At 41.3% G+C, this 18,266-nt stretch carries 20 protein-coding genes and 1 pseudogene; 14 read left to right on the forward strand and 7 right to left on the reverse strand.

The window, feature by feature from the left end:
- The first annotated feature begins 135 nt into the window (after nt 1-135).
- The 7 genes from BMW59_RS08520 to BMW59_RS08550 all read left to right on the forward strand — a co-directional run bounded on the left by BMW59_RS08520 (nt 136) and on the right by BMW59_RS08550 (nt 5,806).
- A complete protein-coding gene (locus tag BMW59_RS08520) occupies nt 136-1,641 on the forward strand; it encodes an amidase (protein ID WP_093050231.1) in 1,506 nt (501 codons plus the stop codon).
- 106 nt (nt 1,642-1,747) lie between these two features.
- Nucleotides 1,748-1,945, forward strand: a complete 198-nt coding sequence (locus tag BMW59_RS08525) for a cold-shock protein (RefSeq protein WP_093050234.1) — start codon at nt 1,748-1,750, stop codon at nt 1,943-1,945.
- Between the two features lie 266 nt (nt 1,946-2,211).
- The gene (locus BMW59_RS08530) at nt 2,212-3,030 is read left to right on the forward strand and encodes a prolyl oligopeptidase family serine peptidase (RefSeq protein WP_177174247.1); all 819 of its coding nucleotides are present in this window, start codon (nt 2,212-2,214) and stop codon (nt 3,028-3,030) included.
- Nucleotides 3,031-3,174: 144 nt separating this feature from the next.
- The gene (locus BMW59_RS08535; protein WP_177174248.1) at nt 3,175-4,299 is read left to right on the forward strand and encodes a TIGR04053 family radical SAM/SPASM domain-containing protein; all 1,125 of its coding nucleotides are present in this window, start codon (nt 3,175-3,177) and stop codon (nt 4,297-4,299) included.
- Between the two features lie 191 nt (nt 4,300-4,490).
- Nucleotides 4,491-4,643: a BH0509 family protein gene (locus tag BMW59_RS08540; RefSeq protein WP_093050243.1), complete on the forward strand. Its 153-nt coding sequence runs from the start codon at nt 4,491-4,493 to the stop codon at nt 4,641-4,643.
- A gap of 124 nt (nt 4,644-4,767) precedes the next feature.
- Complete coding sequence (locus BMW59_RS08545; protein WP_093050404.1) at nt 4,768-5,208, forward strand: CidA/LrgA family protein; 441 nt, start codon at nt 4,768-4,770, stop codon at nt 5,206-5,208.
- Nucleotides 5,135-5,806, forward strand: coding sequence for an LrgB family protein (locus tag BMW59_RS08550; RefSeq protein ID WP_093050246.1), 672 nt, complete (start codon nt 5,135-5,137; stop codon nt 5,804-5,806). The genes BMW59_RS08545 and BMW59_RS08550 overlap by 74 nt, the downstream gene beginning before the upstream one ends.
- Before the next feature lie 60 nt (nt 5,807-5,866).
- Here the strand turns inward: BMW59_RS08550 and BMW59_RS22035 are convergent, their stop codons facing one another.
- Complete coding sequence (locus BMW59_RS22035) at nt 5,867-6,493, reverse strand: peroxiredoxin (RefSeq protein WP_245733007.1); 627 nt, start codon at nt 6,491-6,493, stop codon at nt 5,867-5,869.
- 232 nt (nt 6,494-6,725) lie between these two features.
- Here BMW59_RS22035 and BMW59_RS08565 point away from each other — a divergent pair, with 232 nt between their 5' ends.
- From BMW59_RS08565 to BMW59_RS08590, 7 genes and pseudogenes are all read left to right on the forward strand, one after another.
- Complete coding sequence (locus BMW59_RS08565) at nt 6,726-7,730, forward strand: LacI family DNA-binding transcriptional regulator (RefSeq protein ID WP_177174249.1); 1,005 nt, start codon at nt 6,726-6,728, stop codon at nt 7,728-7,730.
- A 149-nt stretch (nt 7,731-7,879) separates the two neighbouring features.
- Nucleotides 7,880-9,256 carry an ABC transporter substrate-binding protein gene (locus tag BMW59_RS08570; protein ID WP_093050255.1) on the forward strand — a complete coding sequence of 459 codons (1,377 nt, stop codon included), beginning with the start codon at nt 7,880-7,882 and terminating at the stop codon, nt 9,254-9,256.
- A gap of 78 nt (nt 9,257-9,334) precedes the next feature.
- The gene (locus tag BMW59_RS08575; RefSeq protein ID WP_093050258.1) at nt 9,335-10,237 is read left to right on the forward strand and encodes a carbohydrate ABC transporter permease; all 903 of its coding nucleotides are present in this window, start codon (nt 9,335-9,337) and stop codon (nt 10,235-10,237) included.
- 5 nt (nt 10,238-10,242) lie between these two features.
- Nucleotides 10,243-11,097, forward strand: coding sequence for a carbohydrate ABC transporter permease (locus BMW59_RS08580; protein WP_093050410.1), 855 nt, complete (start codon nt 10,243-10,245; stop codon nt 11,095-11,097).
- 37 nt (nt 11,098-11,134) lie between these two features.
- Nucleotides 11,135-12,086: pseudogene (locus BMW59_RS22405) on the forward strand (glycoside hydrolase family 32 protein); the annotation flags it as partial.
- The gene (locus BMW59_RS22410; RefSeq protein ID WP_425441263.1) at nt 12,059-12,613 is read left to right on the forward strand and encodes a GH32 C-terminal domain-containing protein; all 555 of its coding nucleotides are present in this window, start codon (nt 12,059-12,061) and stop codon (nt 12,611-12,613) included. The pseudogene BMW59_RS22405 and the gene BMW59_RS22410, both read left to right, overlap by 28 nt.
- Nucleotides 12,604-13,272 carry a DUF624 domain-containing protein gene (locus BMW59_RS08590; protein ID WP_093050264.1) on the forward strand — a complete coding sequence of 223 codons (669 nt, stop codon included), beginning with the start codon at nt 12,604-12,606 and terminating at the stop codon, nt 13,270-13,272. Before BMW59_RS22410 ends, BMW59_RS08590 begins: the two co-directional genes overlap by 10 nt.
- Nucleotides 13,273-13,315: 43 nt before the next feature.
- Here the strand turns inward: BMW59_RS08590 and BMW59_RS08595 are convergent, their stop codons facing one another.
- The 6 genes from BMW59_RS08595 to BMW59_RS08620 form a co-directional block, all read right to left on the reverse strand.
- Nucleotides 13,316-14,149, reverse strand: a complete 834-nt coding sequence (locus BMW59_RS08595; protein WP_093050267.1) for an alpha/beta hydrolase — start codon at nt 14,147-14,149, stop codon at nt 13,316-13,318.
- 256 nt (nt 14,150-14,405) lie between these two features.
- A complete protein-coding gene (locus BMW59_RS08600) occupies nt 14,406-15,128 on the reverse strand; it encodes an amino acid ABC transporter ATP-binding protein (RefSeq protein ID WP_093050270.1) in 723 nt (240 codons plus the stop codon).
- Nucleotides 15,128-15,799 carry an amino acid ABC transporter permease gene (locus BMW59_RS08605; RefSeq protein ID WP_093050273.1) on the reverse strand — a complete coding sequence of 224 codons (672 nt, stop codon included), beginning with the start codon at nt 15,797-15,799 and terminating at the stop codon, nt 15,128-15,130. Before BMW59_RS08605 ends, BMW59_RS08600 begins: the two co-directional genes overlap by 1 nt.
- Nucleotides 15,800-15,891: 92 nt before the next feature.
- Nucleotides 15,892-16,659: a transporter substrate-binding domain-containing protein gene (locus BMW59_RS08610; RefSeq protein WP_245733009.1), complete on the reverse strand. Its 768-nt coding sequence runs from the start codon at nt 16,657-16,659 to the stop codon at nt 15,892-15,894.
- A gap of 306 nt (nt 16,660-16,965) precedes the next feature.
- The gene (locus tag BMW59_RS08615; RefSeq protein ID WP_093050276.1) at nt 16,966-17,775 is read right to left on the reverse strand and encodes a nitrilase-related carbon-nitrogen hydrolase; all 810 of its coding nucleotides are present in this window, start codon (nt 17,773-17,775) and stop codon (nt 16,966-16,968) included.
- Between the two features lie 156 nt (nt 17,776-17,931).
- Nucleotides 17,932-18,258 (reverse strand): hypothetical protein, encoded by a 327-nt coding sequence (locus tag BMW59_RS08620; RefSeq protein ID WP_093050279.1) that lies wholly within the window; start codon nt 18,256-18,258, stop codon nt 17,932-17,934.
- Nucleotides 18,259-18,266 lie beyond the last annotated feature (8 nt).

Here is an 18,266-nt window from a genome sequence, read left to right on the forward strand (position 1 = left end):
TCTTTTTTTATATGGCTTTATCAGGAAATAACTGGGGGGTCAGACCCCCCAGTTATTTCCTGATAAAAGAAGGATTAAAGGCAATTTGGCAAGAAATAAACCTTAAATAAAAGTTTTTTAAAACGAGGTGAAAAGATGGATGGGTTTTATTATCATAAGTATGATGCAACCGGGCTTGCAGAACTTATTAAAAAGAGGGAAGTGACGGGAGAAGAAGTGTTTAAAGAAGCGCTTATTAGAATTGAAGCTTTTAACCCTTCTCTGAATGCTGTCGTTCATAAATTTTACAGTAAAGCTCTAAAGCAAATAAATAATCTGGAGATGACAAATACACCGTTATCCGGAGTTCCTATGTTACTAAAAGACATTACCCAGGATGTCAAAGGGGAAAGAATAACCTCCGGCTCACGTGCAAACCAGCATTTCCGAGCAGAAACTGATTCTAATTTTGTATTTAGGTTAAAAGAGGCCGGATTGCTCCCCATGGGGCATACAAACGTTCCTGAATTTGCACTCATGGGAGTGACTGAACCTGAATTTTACGGACCTGCAAGGAATCCCTGGAATATAAAATACACGCCTGGCGGCTCGAGCGGCGGTTCGAGTGCGGCAGTGGCGTCAGGAATGGTCCCGGTTGCAGGCGCTAATGATGGAGGAGGATCGATAAGGATCCCGGCAGCTTATTGCGGGTTATTCGGGCTGAAGCCAACTCGGGGAAGAACCCCTGTAGGTCCGTCACAAGGAAGATTATGGCAGGGAGCCTCTTCTGAACATGTGTTAACCCGGTCGGTTAGAGACAGCGCCCTTATTCTCGACTTGATTCACGGAGATGAAAAGGGAGCAGCCTTCCTTGCCCCAGGATATGAAGGGAGTTATGTGAAAGAGATGGCAGTCCCCCTTCATAAACCTTCCAAAATCGCATTTTCTGTCAAATCGCCTATTGGTACAGCGGTGGATCACGAATGCAAAGAGGCCGTATTAAAAACGGTTCGGTTTCTTGAAAAATCAGGGTTTGAGGTGGAAGAAAAAGACGCGCCTGTGGACGGTAAAAAAATTGCCCAAAGTTATTTGACGATGTATTTTGGTGAAGTAGCAGCCACTCTTAGTCAGCTTGAACAGTCTTTAGACAGGAAAATTACCATGAAAGATGTAGAGCCGACGACTTGGCTTCTTGGCATGTTAGGAAAAGCCACATCAGCTCAGGAATTTGTATTAAATCTGAAAGAGTGGGATACCGCTGCCTTGGCCATGGAAGAATTTCATGAAACCTATGATTTTTACGTCACCCCTGCTACAGCTATGCCTCCTGCTAAAATTGGCGAGTTACAAGTCAAACCATCAGAAAAACTGCTGATTAAACTAGTTGCAAGTCTGAGAGCAGGTAAACTGTTGAAAAAGTCAGGGGCAGCGGAACAATTAGCGGAAGAAAGTTTAATGAGGACGCCTTTTACCCAGCAGGCTAATTTAACTGGGCAGCCTGCCATGAGTGTACCGGTTCATAAGACTGGAAACGGCCTCCCTGCAGGAGTTCAGTTTATCGCGGCCAAAGGTAATGAGCAGAAATTATTTCAGATGGCTTATTTTCTTGAAAGTACTGACTTATGGATAAAGGCAGATGAAAACCCGTTTTACAGTCTTTGAAGAATAAATAGCGGCAAAGCCGAAAAATAATTTTAAAAATATAAGTATAAGACTTCGAATTTTTGTCATACTAAATGGGGAAACAATTAAACAGGAGGAACATAACATGACCCAAGGTACAGTAAAGTGGTTTAACGCAGAAAAAGGCTTTGGATTTATTGAAGTAGAAGGGCAGGATGATGTGTTTGTGCATTACTCTGCAATTGAAGGGGACGGATTTAAATCCCTTGAAGAAGGACAATCCGTGACTTTTGACATCGAACAAGGCCAGCGTGGACCACAAGCAACAAACGTACAAAAATAATTGTACATAAAAGCTCCTTTTAAGGGGCTTTTTTTATTTTGTTACGTAAAAAAACGGTGGTGCGGTAATGACTTATTTCTCCCCTTACACATACAGAATTTGGGCTTTGGGTGAGCGGAACACCGCTTTCAGAGATTGGACATCACTGCTGTCATTACAGACTGCGGTGATGCTGAGGGTACTTTATTATTAACAAATGGCTTAAATGAGCTTCGGGCTTAAAATGTGAGAGAAAGCATGGAGCTGCTAAATATTTTATGTTGCAGATGAAGAATGTTAAAATGGTAACAAACTTTTTTATGAAGAGGGATGTAACAATGATAACAGTGGTAAAAGAAGAGCTGGCAGGGATCCCTGCTTTGCACGTCGCTGCGAATAAAGATATGGAAAAACCGCTTCCTTTATTTATTTTCTGGCATGGGTTTACGAGTGCGAAAGAGCATAACCTCCACTATGCCTATTTATTAGCTGGAGAGGGTTACAGGATTATTATGCCTGAAGCAGAACACCATGGTGAGCGCCATAAGGGTATACCTGACGATCAGAGAAGTTTGTCTTTCTGGGAGATTGTTATAAAAAGCATACATGAAACAGAAGAGATCGTCTCTGCATTAAAAAAAAGGGCACTAGTCGAAAGTTCTGATATTGCAATGGCTGGAGTTTCAATGGGGGCCATTATTACGCTGGGGGCGCTTACTCAATATAACTGGGTGACAACTGCAGCTTCTTTTATGGGAACACCTGCTTATGAAGATTTTGTACATGAACAAATCGAGCGGATTAAAGAAGAATCAGGTGTTTTTCCATTCAGCAAGGAAGAGTTAGACAGAAAAAAAGCACTATTAAACAGTTATGATTTGTCGAAACAGCCGGAAGCTGCGCAAAACCGGGACTTATTTTTCTGGCACGGAGCGCAGGATACTGTAGTTCCAATAGACGGAGCGAAGTCTTTTGCTGCAAGCCATAAAAATGCTGATAACCTTACTTTCATTGTGGATGCGCAGGCAGGCCATCATGTGAACCGTGAAGGAATACTATCTTTCATTTCATGGCTGAAGAACCGGCAGCCATTAAAAATGATCTAGGGGTCAGACCCCCCATTTATTTACATTTAATAAATATGTGAACATTTTAGATTCCTGCGTGGAAAAGTGATTTCCATCACATCTGTTATACCTCTCTCCAGTTAAGCTTTAAGTAAGAATTAAACTTAACTGGGAGGGGTTATTATGTTTCCTGGAGATTATAATAAGAATCCGTTTATAGTTATATGGGAATTAACGAGGGCCTGCGAATTAAAATGTCTTCATTGCAGAGCGGAGGCGCAGTACCGGCGCCACCCTATGGAATTATCTTTTGAAGAAGGTAAAAAACTGATTGATGAAATATACTCAATGAATAATCCAATGCTTGTTTTTACAGGCGGAGATCCTCTAATGCGCGAAGATGTCTTTGAGATAGCTAAGCATGCCATCGAGAAAGGGGTTCGGGTCTCTATGACTCCTTCAGCGACACCTAACGTAACAAAAAAAGCGATGGAAAAAGCTAAAGAAGTCGGTTTATCGCGTTGGGCATTCAGCTTAGACGGGCATAGTGCAGAAATTCATGACCATTTTAGAGGAACAAGCGGGTCCTTTGATTTAACAATGAATGCAATTAATTATCTTCACGAACTGCAGATGCCTGTACAGATTAATACAGTTATTTCAAAATACAATGTGGATCATCTGGAAGAAATGGCTGAGCTTATTCAAGAGCTGGATTGCGTGTTATGGAGCGTCTTTTTCCTTGTGCCGACAGGGCGGGGACAGGAAAAAGATATGATTTCCCCAGTTGAACATGAAAAGGTGTTTCAATGGCTGTATGACTTATCAAAAAAGGTATCATTTGATATAAAAACTACCGCAGCACAACATTACCGGAGAGTAGTCATCCAAAATAAAATGCGTGAGAAAATCAGTGCAAGTAAAGGCACGGACATCCATTACGGCGATGCTTTAAAGCAGGGAGCTACTGGCCAGATTGACGGGCTTGGGAGGGCTCCAAAGGGGGTCAATGATGGAAATGGGTTTGTGTTCATTTCCCATACAGGCGATGTGTTTCCAAGCGGACTTTTACCTGTTAAAGCGGGGAACGTAAGAGAGACACCTCTATCAGAAATATACAGAGAATCTGATATCTTTAAATCTTTAAGAAACCCGGATATGTATAAAGGCAAGTGTGGAGTATGCGAATTTAAACATGTCTGCGGCGGATCCAGGTCCAGGGCCTATGCCATGACAGGCGATTATTTAGAAAGTGAACCCTATTGTGTTTATGTGCCCAAAGAATTACGAAAGAAAAAAGCCCAATAATTAAACTGACCCGTGCCGGAAAATTCAGGCACGGTTTTTTGTAAATAGTTGGGGGGTCTGTCCCCCCAGCTATTTACAAAAAAATTTTTAAAAAATTCAAAAAAGCATTGACCATTTTGAGAATGCTGTTATATAATACATATTAACAGATACAAACTGTATTAAAACACATGAAAAAGGAGAGGATTTATATGCTACGTCAAGAACGCGAAAACATGATCAAATTTCTATCAAAGGTGAAGGAAATGTCCAATGACAAACTAATGGTACTGACTGATGAAGACCTGGAGCATCTATATTCCCGGACGTATACCACACACGAAGCATATGAAGAAGTGATGTAATAAAAGAGTCCTCTCTTCGTTCATTTGCTTAATTAGTTAACAGAAGACTTTATAAACCGTCCTCATGAAGAGGACGGTTTTCATTAGTACAGATTGAAACAGTTTAAGGTCGGGAGGTTTGGGCATGTGGAAGGAATACGGTATTATGCTGATACAAATTGGAATATTATGGTTTATTAATCAGATTGGAAATTTACTGGTCAGTTCTACAGGCCTGGCTATTCCTGGAAATGTGGCAGGCATGCTAATTCTTTTTTTTCTTCTGGTCACAGGTCTCCTGCCGCTTTCATGGGTGGAAAAAGGAGCTGGGCTCTTTGTAAAACATTTAGGCTTTTTCTTTATACCGATTTGTGTAGGCATTATGGCAATTGGTCATATGGCAATGACACAAATGCTTTATTTGTTAGTTATTATTATATGCAGCACTTTGGCCGGCTTAGTGGCCACAGGCAAGGTATCTCAAATAATTGGGGAAAAAAGGAGGGGAGAAAATGGCTCTATTAATAATAGGAGGTTATATCCTGTTAACCGCGGTAGTTTACTTCGTTACAAGAAAAATGTATAAATCACTGCCGTCCCCATTTACTACGCCAGTCTTCTTAAGCACCATTATAATTATTATGGTTCTGGTTATAACAGGTGTACCTTACAGTGCTTATGAACCTTCTAAAGACGTGATCTCCTATGCTTTAGGACCAGCGACTGTCGCCTTGGCTGTCCCCGTTTATAAAAATAGAAAAATAATAATGAAACAAGGGAAAAACCTCGCTTTCAGTCTCATTGCGGGCTCAACTGCAGCTGTATTAATAAGTTTGGCACTTGCTGAGCTTTTTAATATTACACAGCAAACCTCAACCGCCCTTTCCGTCAAGTCAGCTACTGTGCCAATTGCTATGGAAATTGCTGCCCTGAAGCAAGGGGATATGACTTTAACAGCCGTTTTTGTGATGGTGACCGGTCTGATTGGAGCGATGTTCGGACCTCGCCTTCTAACCCTCACAAAAGTTTCCGACCCGGTTTCAAGAGGTTTGGCGATCGGTACGATTGCTCATGGAATAGGCACCGCCCATATTACCAGCGAGGGAGAAATTCAAGGAGCGGTCGCAGGGAGTGCAATGGCAGTGGCAGGGGTTTACTTATCTTTTTTATTTTGGCTTGTTTAAACCTTTTTAAATCACTCCTGGTGTTATATAGCAGGGGGTCAGACCCCCACAATATGGAAATTATATTTTTCCGATCATGTCCGGATCTCTTTCTATGCCGGGCATGCCGGGAACCCAGTTAGCAGGGACACCTAACCCCGTCTTATCAAAGTAAAGTATTCCTTCAAGAATTCTCAAAATTTCATATACATTCCGGCCGACTTCACGAGGATAAATCATTTTTGATCTGATTATTCCGTCAGGATCGATGAGGACCGTGGCGCGGAAGGCTGCACCTGCCTCCGGATCCAGCACCCTGTATGCGCGGCTTATTCTCTGGTTTCTGTCACTCAGCAGAGGAAACTGCACGCGCGAGGCAGATGAGGACGTCTCTTTAAATACTTTATGGGAATAAATACTGTCTGTACTAATTCCCCAGACGACTGCATTCAGTTTTTGAAAATGCTCATAAATAGCAGCAACTGCTGCTAATTCGGTCGGTCAGACGAAAGTAAAGTCGCTCGCATAAAAGAATAAAATGACCCACTTTCCCCGCGCGTCCCTTAAATTAACACTGCTCATTTCATTGTTAATCAAAGCTGGAGCAGAAAAAAGAGGAGCATAGTCATCACGTGTAGCCGTAAAAGGCAGTCGGCATGTATCCAATGATTCCACTGTCAGCTCTTCGTGTTTATTATTATTATCCATGTGCCCACCCCAAACAATTTGTATTTCCACCCATTATATGCAATGATCATAGTAGCGCTATTAGTCCAAAAAAATTCATAAATAACCACATAGTTTTCCAATAATTAATCACCCGGAAAAATAAATTAAAACTTTTCTTGACACTTCAAATATAGGAGGTGTATGATGAATGTAATCGGTTACGTAATCGATTACGCAGATAAATTAAATATTACAAATGAGGTCCTGGCCTATGGAAAACATAAGCATGAAAGATGTGGCTCAAAAAGCCAAAGTCTCTACTGCCACGGTTTCTCACGTCATTAATGAGACTAGGTATGTGGCAGAGGAAACAAAGAAAAAAGTTTATAAAGCAATGAAAGAACTTGATTACCAGCCGAATTCCGTGGCGAGAAGTCTAAGAAGCCGTAAGTCGAATATTATAGGTCTGCTCGTCCCCCTTGTTGCTTCTGATACATCTAATTTTTTCTTTATGTCAATTGCAAACGGAATTGAACAGGTTTTAAAAGAAAACGGTTACAATTTAATTCTCAGTAACAGCAGTGAAGATCTCAGCATTGAACAGGACCAGATTAAAGTCTTTAACTCCCAGCTGATAGACGGGTTAATCATCGCCCCGGTTGATTCTCAGAAACACGATTATAAAGAAAATCTCCGCGGGAACTATCCGGTAGTCTTTATTGACAGACAGCCTAAGGAACTTACGAGCGATACGGTATTAATTGACAGCGGGGCCGGGACGTATAAGGCTATTGAGCTTCTAATTAGTAAAGGACACACGAAAATAGGGTTTATTACCGGTCCGTTGGGTATTACAACGAGTGATGAGAGGCTCCAGGCTTATAAAAATGCTCTGAAAAATAACAATCTGTCTTATGACGAATCACTGGTTAAAATAGGCAGCGCAACGTTCGATAAAGGCCATTCTTTTACAAAAGAACTGGTTGAGGAAACTGGAGCCACAGCTATTTTTGCTGCCAATAATATTATGACTATGGGGGCTGTGCATTATCTTCAGGAAAAAGATATACCTATTCCTGATAAAGTGGCCATAATTGGATTTGACGATTATGACTGGCTACGGATCACCTCGCCGCCATTATCTGTAGTAAAGCAGCCATCTTACGAAATGGGTAAAAAAGCAGTAGAACTTCTCATAAAACGGATCAACGGTTCAAAGGATCCTTATGATGTTCACAGACTTCCGTCAGAACTTGTCGTTAGAGGGTCATGTTAAGCATTAAAAAACAATGATTAGCATGACTTATTTTTAAACCGTTTGCGTAATCGATTACGCAAACGATTATATTTTACTTTTTATGGAGGTGAACAAGTCGTCCTTGCAGTAACGAATCTATTAAACTATTAGATCAGGGGGAATTAACTATGAAAAGAATGTTTAAAACATTGGCTCCTTTAACTTTGTCTGTGGCGATCATGGCTGCATGCGGAGGAGAAGAATCAGGCGGCGAGACATCGGGTAATGAGGCGTCTGGAAATTCGAACAACAATGCTGACAGCGGAGAACAGGGAGACGTGGTTGAAACAGGCGAAGCTGAACAGGGAGTGGAAGCCTCCGGTGATGAATCTGTCACATTAGATATGTGGATTCACCAGACGGGGGAGGACGAAACTGATTTTTATATTAAACGTATTGATGAGTTTAATGAAGCTAACGATGACATTTATGTTAATGCTGAAATCATTATAGATGATGGAGCCAGTTCATACAGCGACAGTGTTAATGCTGCCCTTGTAGCCGGCAATCTGCCGGACATCCTGGCCTTGGATGGCCCATATGTAGCAAGCTTTGCTGAAGCGGATATTATTGCCTCTGTAGAGGAGTATATAACTGATGAAGACAGAGAGGATTTTGTAGATTCAATTATTCAGCAGGGAACTTATAATGGGGAATTATATTCTTTAGGTGCCATGGAAGCCTCTGTGCCTCTCTATTATAATAAAGATATTTTTGAAGAAGAAGGAATTGAAGCTCCAACAAGCATTGAAGAAGCATGGACATGGGATGAGTTTCTGGAAGTTGCCCAGCAGTTAACAACTGAAAATCGCTACGGCCTAAATCTTTTCATGAACTACGGAGTAGGTGAGTGGCTGACCTTTATGGGAGCGCCGTTTGTATGGTCCAATAATGGCGAGTTGATATCTGAAGACGGCACGACTGTGGATGGTTACTTAAACAGTCCGGAAACAGTTGAGTCATTAGAGTTTGTGAAAACTCTGTTCGAAGAAGAAGTAGTCAGCCTTACTCCGGGAGAGATGCAGTTTGAAGAAGGAAACGCAGCGATGGCTCTGGGAGGACCGTGGATTGCAGTATCTGCAGAAGATGCGGACTTTGAATGGGGTATGATGCCTTATCCTTATAAAGAAGTTCCTAAATCACCTTCAGGAAGTATGGCATACGGAATTACGACGTTGAGTGAGCATCCGGAAGAGGCGTATGAAGTAATGGCCTGGATGACAAATGAAGAGTCTACAATCGGGCTTTCTGAAGTAACGGGGATGCCTCCTGCAAGACATTCAGCATTTGAAGCAATGGATCACTATGATGAACTTCCTTGGTCTGTAATTAGAGATCAAGTTACTGAAACGGCACACGCAAGGCCACAAACGCCAGCTTATCCTGTATTGACAGATGCCTTTGCCCAGGCATTTCATGCAGCTGCATTAGGGGAAGATGTGGAAGAAATTCTGAATCAGCAGGTTGATCGTGTAGAGCGTGAGCTCAGACGCTTTCAAGATTAATTACTATTAAAGGGCCTGAAGTGAAAACTTTCAGGCCCCCCTATTTATAAAAACAAAGACCGCTTGGAGTGATCCATTATGGTGACTCGAAAACGATACAGTTTAAAAACAAGGGAAGGCAAAGAAGCACTCACAGGATATTTCTTCCTGCTGCCGGCACTGCTGCTTTTAGGAGTATTTTTGCTGTACCCGATGGGAGCTGCATTTTATTACAGTTTCACAGACTTTTATATTTTAAGACCTGGTGAAAAGAATTTTATAGCCCTTGAAAACTTTCAGATGATTTTAGGCGACGCTGAATTTCGTCAGGCTTTCAGAAATACATTATATTTTACTTTCCTTGTCGTCCCTATTCAAATAGCTGTCGCTTTAGGGCTCGCACTGCTTGTGAACAAAAAACTGAGATTAAAAGTGTTTTTCCGGACAGCCTATTTTTCTCCGGTCGTGATGTCTCTTGTCGTAGTGTCTATTCTGTGGACCTTTATGTATAACCCGAATGAAGGGTTAATTAATGAAATGCTCGGATTGTTAGGCATTCCCCCTCAGCCTTTTTTAACAAGCCCGGACCAGGCAATGAACTCTATCATTGTCATGAGTGTATGGCAGGGGGCAGGGTTTCAGATGATGATCTTTCTTGCTGGGCTGCAGAACATTCCAGACCATTTGTATGAAGCCGCAGACATAGACGGGGCAAATACTTTTCATAAATTTTTGCATGTTACTTTGCCTGGTTTGAAGAATATTTCCTTATTTATATTTATAACGATCACGATTGCTGCGTTCAAGCTGCTTGTTCAACCGATGATAATGACACAGGGCGGCCCTTTAGGCTCTACGAAATCCCTGGTTTATCATATTTACGAAGTTGGGTTCAATTACCGCGATGTAGGTTACGCTTCAGCTATGGCAGTGGTTTTTACAGTGATGGTATTAACTATCACCATTATCCAGCGAATATTGGTTAAAGAGGAGAGGGGATGAAGGCTATGAAAAAGCCAGTATTAACGAAAAAAATTCTTTTATATGTAACTATGAGCTTTCTGGCTGTCATCTTCCTGTTTCCTCTCGTGTGGATGGTTATGTCATCTCTGAAAGGAGACGTGCAAATTTTCAGGGATATGACTTCCATTAAAGCTTTCCTGCCTCCGATGCCAAATGAAGTGGACGGCAGTTATTTTCAAAACTACATAATGGCCTTTGAGAGAGTTAATTTATTCCGCTACATTATGAACAGTTTAATTTATACCATCGGTATTATTATCTTCGGCCTGATAGTTAATTCAATGGCTGGTTACGCACTTGCAAGGTTCCAGTTTCCTTTGAGGAATTTCTGGCTCGCGGTAATTATAGCTACTCTGATTATTCCTCCGGAAAGTATTTTCCTGCCGCTTTACGTCTTAGTTTTTAATCTTGGGTGGGTAAATACGTATACAGGACTTATCGTTCCGTTCATTGCAAATGCATTTGCTATCTTTCTTTTCCGGCAGTTTTTCCTGGACTTTCCGAGAGAGCTGGAAGAAGCTGCTAAGATTGACGGCTGTTCACAAATTGGTATCTTTTTCCGAATTATTGTCCCTTTGTCAAAGCCTGTTTTTGCAACCGTAGCTATAGTCTTATTTATCAATCACTGGAATGATTTTCTCTGGCCGCTTGTTGTTGCAAATGATGACAGTATGAGAACGATTCAAATCGGTCTGCAGTATTTTATGAATCAGCCGCCTATTCAATGGGGGCAGGTAATGGCAGCTCTTACAGTGGCCACCGTGCCTATGCTGTTAATATTTATTTTCTTGCAGCGTTATTATGTTCAGGGCCTTGCCCATACCGGTTCTAAAAATTAAACTACCGATTTTATTAATCACAAAAGGAGAGCTTTATATGGAAGAGCAACTTAAACACGAGTCACCAGCACAATCGTTATATAATGAGCCGTATCGCCCGCACATCCATTTCACTCCTGAAAGCCAATGGATGAATGACCCGAACGGAATGGTTTATTATGAAGGAGAGTATCACCTGTTTTATCAGTATCATCCTCATGGAAAAACGTGGGGCCCGATGCACTGGGGACACGCTGTGAGTGTTGACATGTATCAGTGGAAACATCTTCCGATAGCCATGGAGCCTGACAGCCTTGGTATGATTTTTTCGGGAAGTGCCGTTGTTGACTGGCACGATACAACCGGATTTTTCAATGGAAGTCATGGCCTGGTGGCTTTATATACAAGCGCAGATGGAGATTTTCAGCAGCAAAGTATTGCTTTCAGTAAGGATAAAGGAAGGACATGGCACAAGTATGAGGGGAATCCAGTCATCCCTAACCCGGGGATTAAAGATTTCAGAGACCCTAAAGTATTCTGGCATGAAGCTTCAAAGAAATGGATCATGGTTCTTGCTGCAGGCCAGGAAATAATGTTCTATAGGTCATCAGACCTTAAAACGTGGGAATATACGAGCAAATTTGGAGAAAATCAAGGTGCTCACGGCGGGGTTTGGGAATGCCCTGACCTGTTTCAGCTCCCTGTAGCCAACTCTGACAAGACGAAATGGGTTCTGGAAGTAGATGTTCAGGCAGGGGCAGCGGCAGGAGGATCAGGCGGCCAGTATTTTATCGGCCAGTTCGATGGAAAAGAGTTTGTTAATGAGGCACCCAAAGAAAACGTGTTATGGGTAGATTATGGAAAAGATTTTTACGCTGCTCAGTCGTTTTCTGATATGCCGGACTCCCGAAGGGTATGGTTAGCCTGGATGAGCAATTGGCAGTATGCTAACGAAGTTCCCACTCATCCATGGCGGAGTGCCATGTCGCTGCCGAGAGAAGTATCCTTGACCGAAGGAGAGGACGGCAAAATTAAATTGCTTCAACAGCCGGCTTCTGAAATTAAGGGACTCATTAACAAAGAGTTTATAAACAGTACGGTTCAGCTGTCTCATGTAGAGAAGATATTATGTCTTCAGCCGGATGCCCCCTTCAGCCTGACATTTAAAATGAAAACAGACGATTTATCCCGTGTGGCTTTTTCTTTCTATAACAGTGGTACAACTAACGGTTGCAATCTCGTTATTGACAAGGAAGCAGGTGAAATTACATTTGACAGAGAAAAAATGAAAATGAGTCATTTCCATAAAGATTTTCCTGCAAAAACATCAGCTCCTTTTGATACAGAAAAAGTGTATTTGAAGATTGAAGCGATCGTGGACAGGGGGTCAGTTGAAATTTTTATTAATGACGGAGAGCAAACACTAACGAACCTGGTACTCCCTGAAGGGGAATCATTTTCAATTTCAGGCGCTAGTAATAATGGAGAGTTAGAGGTAGACTGTAAAGGACATAGTTTTATTTCGATATGGAAATAAGTAGTCATCATATGATGATTACTTTTTCTTTTAGGAAGGTGAATTTATTGGAAATGTCAGGTACCTCAGGTTTCATTTACCGGATGGCCGATTGGTTAATGAAACTTGCCTTAGTTAATTTGCTGTGGATTTTTTTTACAGCAGCCGGACTTTTATTGTTTGGTTTTTATCCGGCTTGGATTGCCGTTTGCAGGCTCATATCTTTATGGAAGGATGGGAAAGAACCCCCCATTGTTAAAACTTTCTGGTCTGTTTACCGGCAGGTTTTTATAAAAGGTAACCTCATTGCTTTTTTAGGTTGTGTTTTTATAATAATTTTAATAGTAAACCTTAATATTATCAGTTTTTTTGAAGGATTTATTTTTTACTTTTTCAGCACAAGCACGTTAATTGTTTTAATGGGGTTTGCGGTGTGGATGATGATTTTTGGGCTGGCAGCGGCTGAGAAAAAAAAAGTAAGTTTTACGAAGGTAAGTTTTATTGAACCGGTTAAACGGATTGTGCTGGCTCCTGGAAAAACACTGTTATTCATTATGGGCCTCTTTGCTGTCTACTTTTTAAATGGATTTATCCCAGGGCTTCTTCCAGTTTACAGCGTCAGCCTTACAGGGTTTATATGCGTGAGTTTGTTCACTGAAGGGTCTGAACTTCCAGCTTAATACAGGAAAAATGCGCCTATGGGCTCGCCCCTGGGCGCATTTTCTATAATTCATCTAAAAACGTTTGAATGGACTTCCAAAAGTCCGGACTTGATTGAAGGTTATTATGATTATAGCCTTCCAGCCAAACTTTTTGGCTTTCTCCTTTCCAGGCAGCCAGGGTGGCTGCTGAATGTTCAGTTGGGATGATTTCATCTTCTGAGGCGAGTAAAGCGAGTAAGGGGCTCTCAATTGATTCAGCTTTATCACTGACCTTAAATGGATGCCTAATAAGCCTCTCTACAGGAATAAGAGGGTACCTGTCTTTCATTACCCGTGTACGTGAATCGTATGGAGATACGAGCACGGTTCCCGCAACGTTTCTTTCTTTAGACAAATGGGTGGCTGGTGCTGTCCCCATACTTCGGCCCATGACAGCAATATGCTCTGAGTCAATCTCTTCCCGTTCAGAAATGAAATCATAGATCGCTTTAGCGTCATGAAAAAGGGCAGCTTCAGAGGGGGTTCCCTCGCTTAATCCGTATCCTCTGTGATTCACGAGCAGGACAGACCAGTCATTCAACTGTTCAAATTCCGGAAGGGTCCTTGAAACCTCTTCGGAGTTACCCCCGAAATAGATCAGGAGCCGGGAAGGGGAGTGATTCGAATTATTTAAGAGCCAGCCGTGCAGGCTGGTACCATCTTCTGTTTCTATAAAAAGCTCTTCAGCTTTTTTATTTTCGGCGTTAATTTCCTGTGCCTTCTCTCTTGATAGGTCCGGTTCCTGGAATAAGTCATTCTCCTGGTTTACGTAAAACAAAAAAACATACAACCCGTAGAGTATGAAAATTGTCAAAAACAAATAGATTATGTATTTGAGTATTTGATTAACAGACATTTATGATCACCTCTATCATAATTACCCATAAATGATACTTTTTAACCCGTAAAAATTAATATCACGGAGACATTAAGGAGCTTGCTGAATCCGCCTCCGGATTAAAAAGTCAGCCAGGAGGGGCTTTGTTAGCTTATACAGCAGATGAGCTGCTTTAACATCAAAAGAAAAAAAGCCATTCAGTTATCTGAACAGCTTTTGATCTCCATCAGCTAATATATTACGTGCAAGCCAATGCGCTCTTTTAAAACGATGTTTATAAAATTTTGCTTAAAAATTCCTGGGTCCGGGGGTGCTGGGGGTTATCGAAAATATTTTCAGGAGAACCTTCTTCCATAACAACTCCTTCATCCATAAAGAGAACTCTGTCGCCCATTTCACGCGCAAACCCCATCTCATGGGTAACCACCACCATGGTCATTCCTTCTTTTGCCAGGTCTTTCATTGCTTCCAGAACGTCCCCGACAAGTTCAGGGTCCAATGCGGAAGTAGGTTCATCGAACAGCATGACCTTTGGGCTCATTGCGAGAGCTCTTGCAATGGCTACCCTCTGTTTTTGCCCGCCGGATAAACTGCCTGGATAAACATGCGCTTTATCAGATAAGCCTACTTTTCCTAATAAATCGAGAGATAATTTCTCTGCTTCCTCGTTTGAGAGATCTTTAACTTTTAAAGGGCCTAATGTTACGTTTTTTAACACGGTCATATGAGGAAATAGGTTAAAATGCTGAAATACCATTCCTACTTGTGAGCGGAGTTTATTTATATCGATTGTAGGGTCTGTTAAACTTTCGCCGTCTATAACAATATCACCGGCAGTAATTTCTTCAAGAAGATTTATGCAGCGTAAAAAGGTACTCTTGCCTGATCCAGAGGGACCAATCACACAGACCACCTCTTTTTCATTAATTTCTGCGTCAATTCCTTTAAGGACTTCCACCTTCCCAAATGATTTATGCAGATCAGTAACTTTAATCATTAAACATCCAACCTCCGTTCAATACGGCGTAAAATAATCATTGCGGGTACAGTAATAATAAGATAAGCGAAGCACAGCATAATATAAGGTATAAAAGGGTCTCCGGAAGTACTTACGTACTGTCTCATTAAATAAGTGACTTCACCTAAGGATATTACCGCAAAAATTGAAGTGTCCTTTAAACTAATAATGAACTGGTTCCCAAGAGGAGGAATCATTCGTTTAAACGCCTGCGGCCATATGATATACCTCATCGTCTGGGTGGAACTTAATCCAATAGAGCGGCCGGCTTCCATTTGCCCTTTATCTATTGATTCCACGCCTCCGCGGACAATTTCAGCAATATAAGCCCCGGCATTTATGGCGATAGCAATAATCCCTGCCGTTAAAGCGTCAAAGTTAATTCCAAAAAAATCAGATACAGCAAAATATAGGAATAATGCCTGAACAAGAATAGGTGTACCGCGGACTAATTCAATATAAACAGTTGCAATTCCGTATATAATTTTACTTTTAGATAAACGGGCAAGTCCAAAAATGCTGCCTAAAATAAACCCGAAGAATACTCCTGTAAACGTGACGATCAATGTTAACTGGAGTCCCCGGGCGATGAAGGGGAGCGTATTGCGGTAATGAGGACTCGTAAATATCTCCGTCAGGTTTTCAATCATTGGATGTGCTGCCTCCTTCTTGAGTATGTAGGATATAAAGCGCCACGAAAACCACATTCGCGGCGCTTTACTGGATAAATTACTAAATTAATTTAATCTTCGTCAGGTCTTTCTCCAAACCATTCTTCATAAATGTCGGCGTAAGTCCCGTCCTCTCTCATTTCTGCAAGAGCTTCATTTACTTGTTCAGTAAGTTCAGACCCTTCAGGGAATGCAATACCGTATTGTTCACCTGTTAATCGTTCGCCAACAGTTTTCATTTCTCCTACTGCTTCTGTATCCATGTAATATAGAACGTTTGGAACATCGTAGATTACCGCATCCACTCGTCCTGCAGTTAAATCTTGATATGCATTTACAATATCAGGGAAAGTCCGTACTTCAGCATCGGTGTTTTCCACTAAATATGTTTCACTCGTAGTAGCAGCACGCGTTGCTACCGGCCTTCCGTCTACATCGTCGATAGACTGTATTTCTTCTTCGTCCGCCCGCACAGCTAAAATTAAGCCTGCATCGTAATACGGATCTGAGAAATCAAAGTTTTCTGCCCGCTCTTCTGTAATAGTCATACCTGCTATTCCAATATCATAACGGCCTGTTCCCATCCCGGAAACAATTCCATCAAATTCGACCACTTCAAGATCAATAGTAAAACCTACACGGTCGGCAATTTCATTAATTAAATCAATATCAAATCCTTCCATCTCTCCAGTGTCCGTATTTAAATATTCAAACGGAACATAATTGGAGTCTGTGGCTACCGTGTATTCCGGCATATCTCCATCTGCAGCTGAATCACCGCAGGCTGCCGCAAAAGAAGCAAGTACCACTAACATAAAAATAACTGACAGTTTCTTCACATTTTTTCCCCCTTAAAGTTTTAGATTAATGTATTTTAAATAGTACTAATATTAGCACTATTTAAAACAGAAAAATTAGTAAAATAGTATTCTATTACAACTTGTATGTTAAAAATGATTTTAGCATAGTTATTCATAGTGCGCTAGTTTTTTTAATTTTCTAACTAAACTATAAAAGAAGTATAGTATTGATATAAAAGCTTTTTCATAGTAATAATTAATGATTTGAAATATTCAGATTTGCCATTAATTTATAAAGGGTGTATTTAAAGTGCTGGGCTGGGACATTTTCAGGCAGCCGGGAAATTAAGGGTTATTGCCTTTTCCCTTTTGAAAAGCACGGGAGTAATCTTTCAAGTAAGGGATTTTTGATCTGGCGTGCTTCAATGTTTCGCAGGTTATGTCCCCGTAAATAATCTTTTCCTTATCTGATGGAGCTTCTGACATGACAGACCCTTCAGGGGACACCAATTTACTTTTCCCGCAAGCGCCATTTCCTGCGGCGTTAACTCCAAATATATAAACGGTGTTATCCAGAGCTCTGCAAGGAAGCTGGATATCCCATCTGTTTTCGGCTTCGAGGCTCCATACTGACGGGGCAAAAATAATATCAGCCCCTTTCAAAGCTAATTCTCTTGCCGGTTCGGGAAATTCTATATCATAACAAATCAGCACACCAACCGTTCCAGAACCTGTTTTAAAAACAGGATATGATTTTTTCCCAGGTGTAAATGTCTTTTCTTCCTGTCCCCATAATAGAGACTTTCGGTATATGCCAAGGAGTTTGCCGTTATTGTCAATGATGGCAGAGGATATAAAATAATTACTCCCGTATCCAGAGGGAGTGTAGCTCATTTCAAGGAAGGGAACAATAAGGACCGATTTTGTTTCCTTAGCCAGCTGTTGGAATGAACCAATCATTCTGCTTTCGGCTGTATCTGCCAGAAGCCGCACATCTTCCCGGTTAAAATGGTAGCCTGAGAGCCATAACTCAGGTAAACAAATAATTTCCGCTCCCTGTGAAGCTGCCTCTTGCACAAGTTTTACTGCTTTTAAATAGTTTTCACTTTTCCAGGAAGGCTTAGACACCATTGGAATGCCTGCTACTTTTGCCATATTAATTCCCCCCGTTAGTTTTTTATAAGAAAGACAGTAAATGAACAAATTTAAAATGTCAAAAGATGTTCCTAGATAGCTCAGTTAATTATCAACAAAAAAAGCAGCCCTGTATCCCTAGTAACAGTAAGAGCTGCTGAGTCAATATAGATTATACTATGATGTTTTTCTCTTTATTATATTGCTTATTCCTGCCGGAAGAAGAAGCATGAGTGGAATAAAACCATACGTGTCTATTAAAACGGGCAGGGCGAGTCCGGACACGAGCATGAGCCATCCGCCTGCTTTAGCATTATTTCCGGCTAATGAAGCTCCCACAATAGCAGCTGTACTGATCATAATAGCACCTAACGTTTCCCCGGCTAAAAACGATTCGCCGTAAACTGCTTCATCTGTTGTACCGTAATACAGCGCATAAAAGGTAAAAATAATACCTAATGAGCCGCCTGTAATACCTAAATAAAGAGTAGTGGTTCTAGTCATTTATAAAA

Origin of the sequence: Salipaludibacillus aurantiacus (assembly GCF_900111295.1) — a bacterium.
In the GTDB taxonomy this organism is placed as follows: domain Bacteria; phylum Bacillota; class Bacilli; order Bacillales; family Salisediminibacteriaceae; genus Salipaludibacillus; species Salipaludibacillus aurantiacus.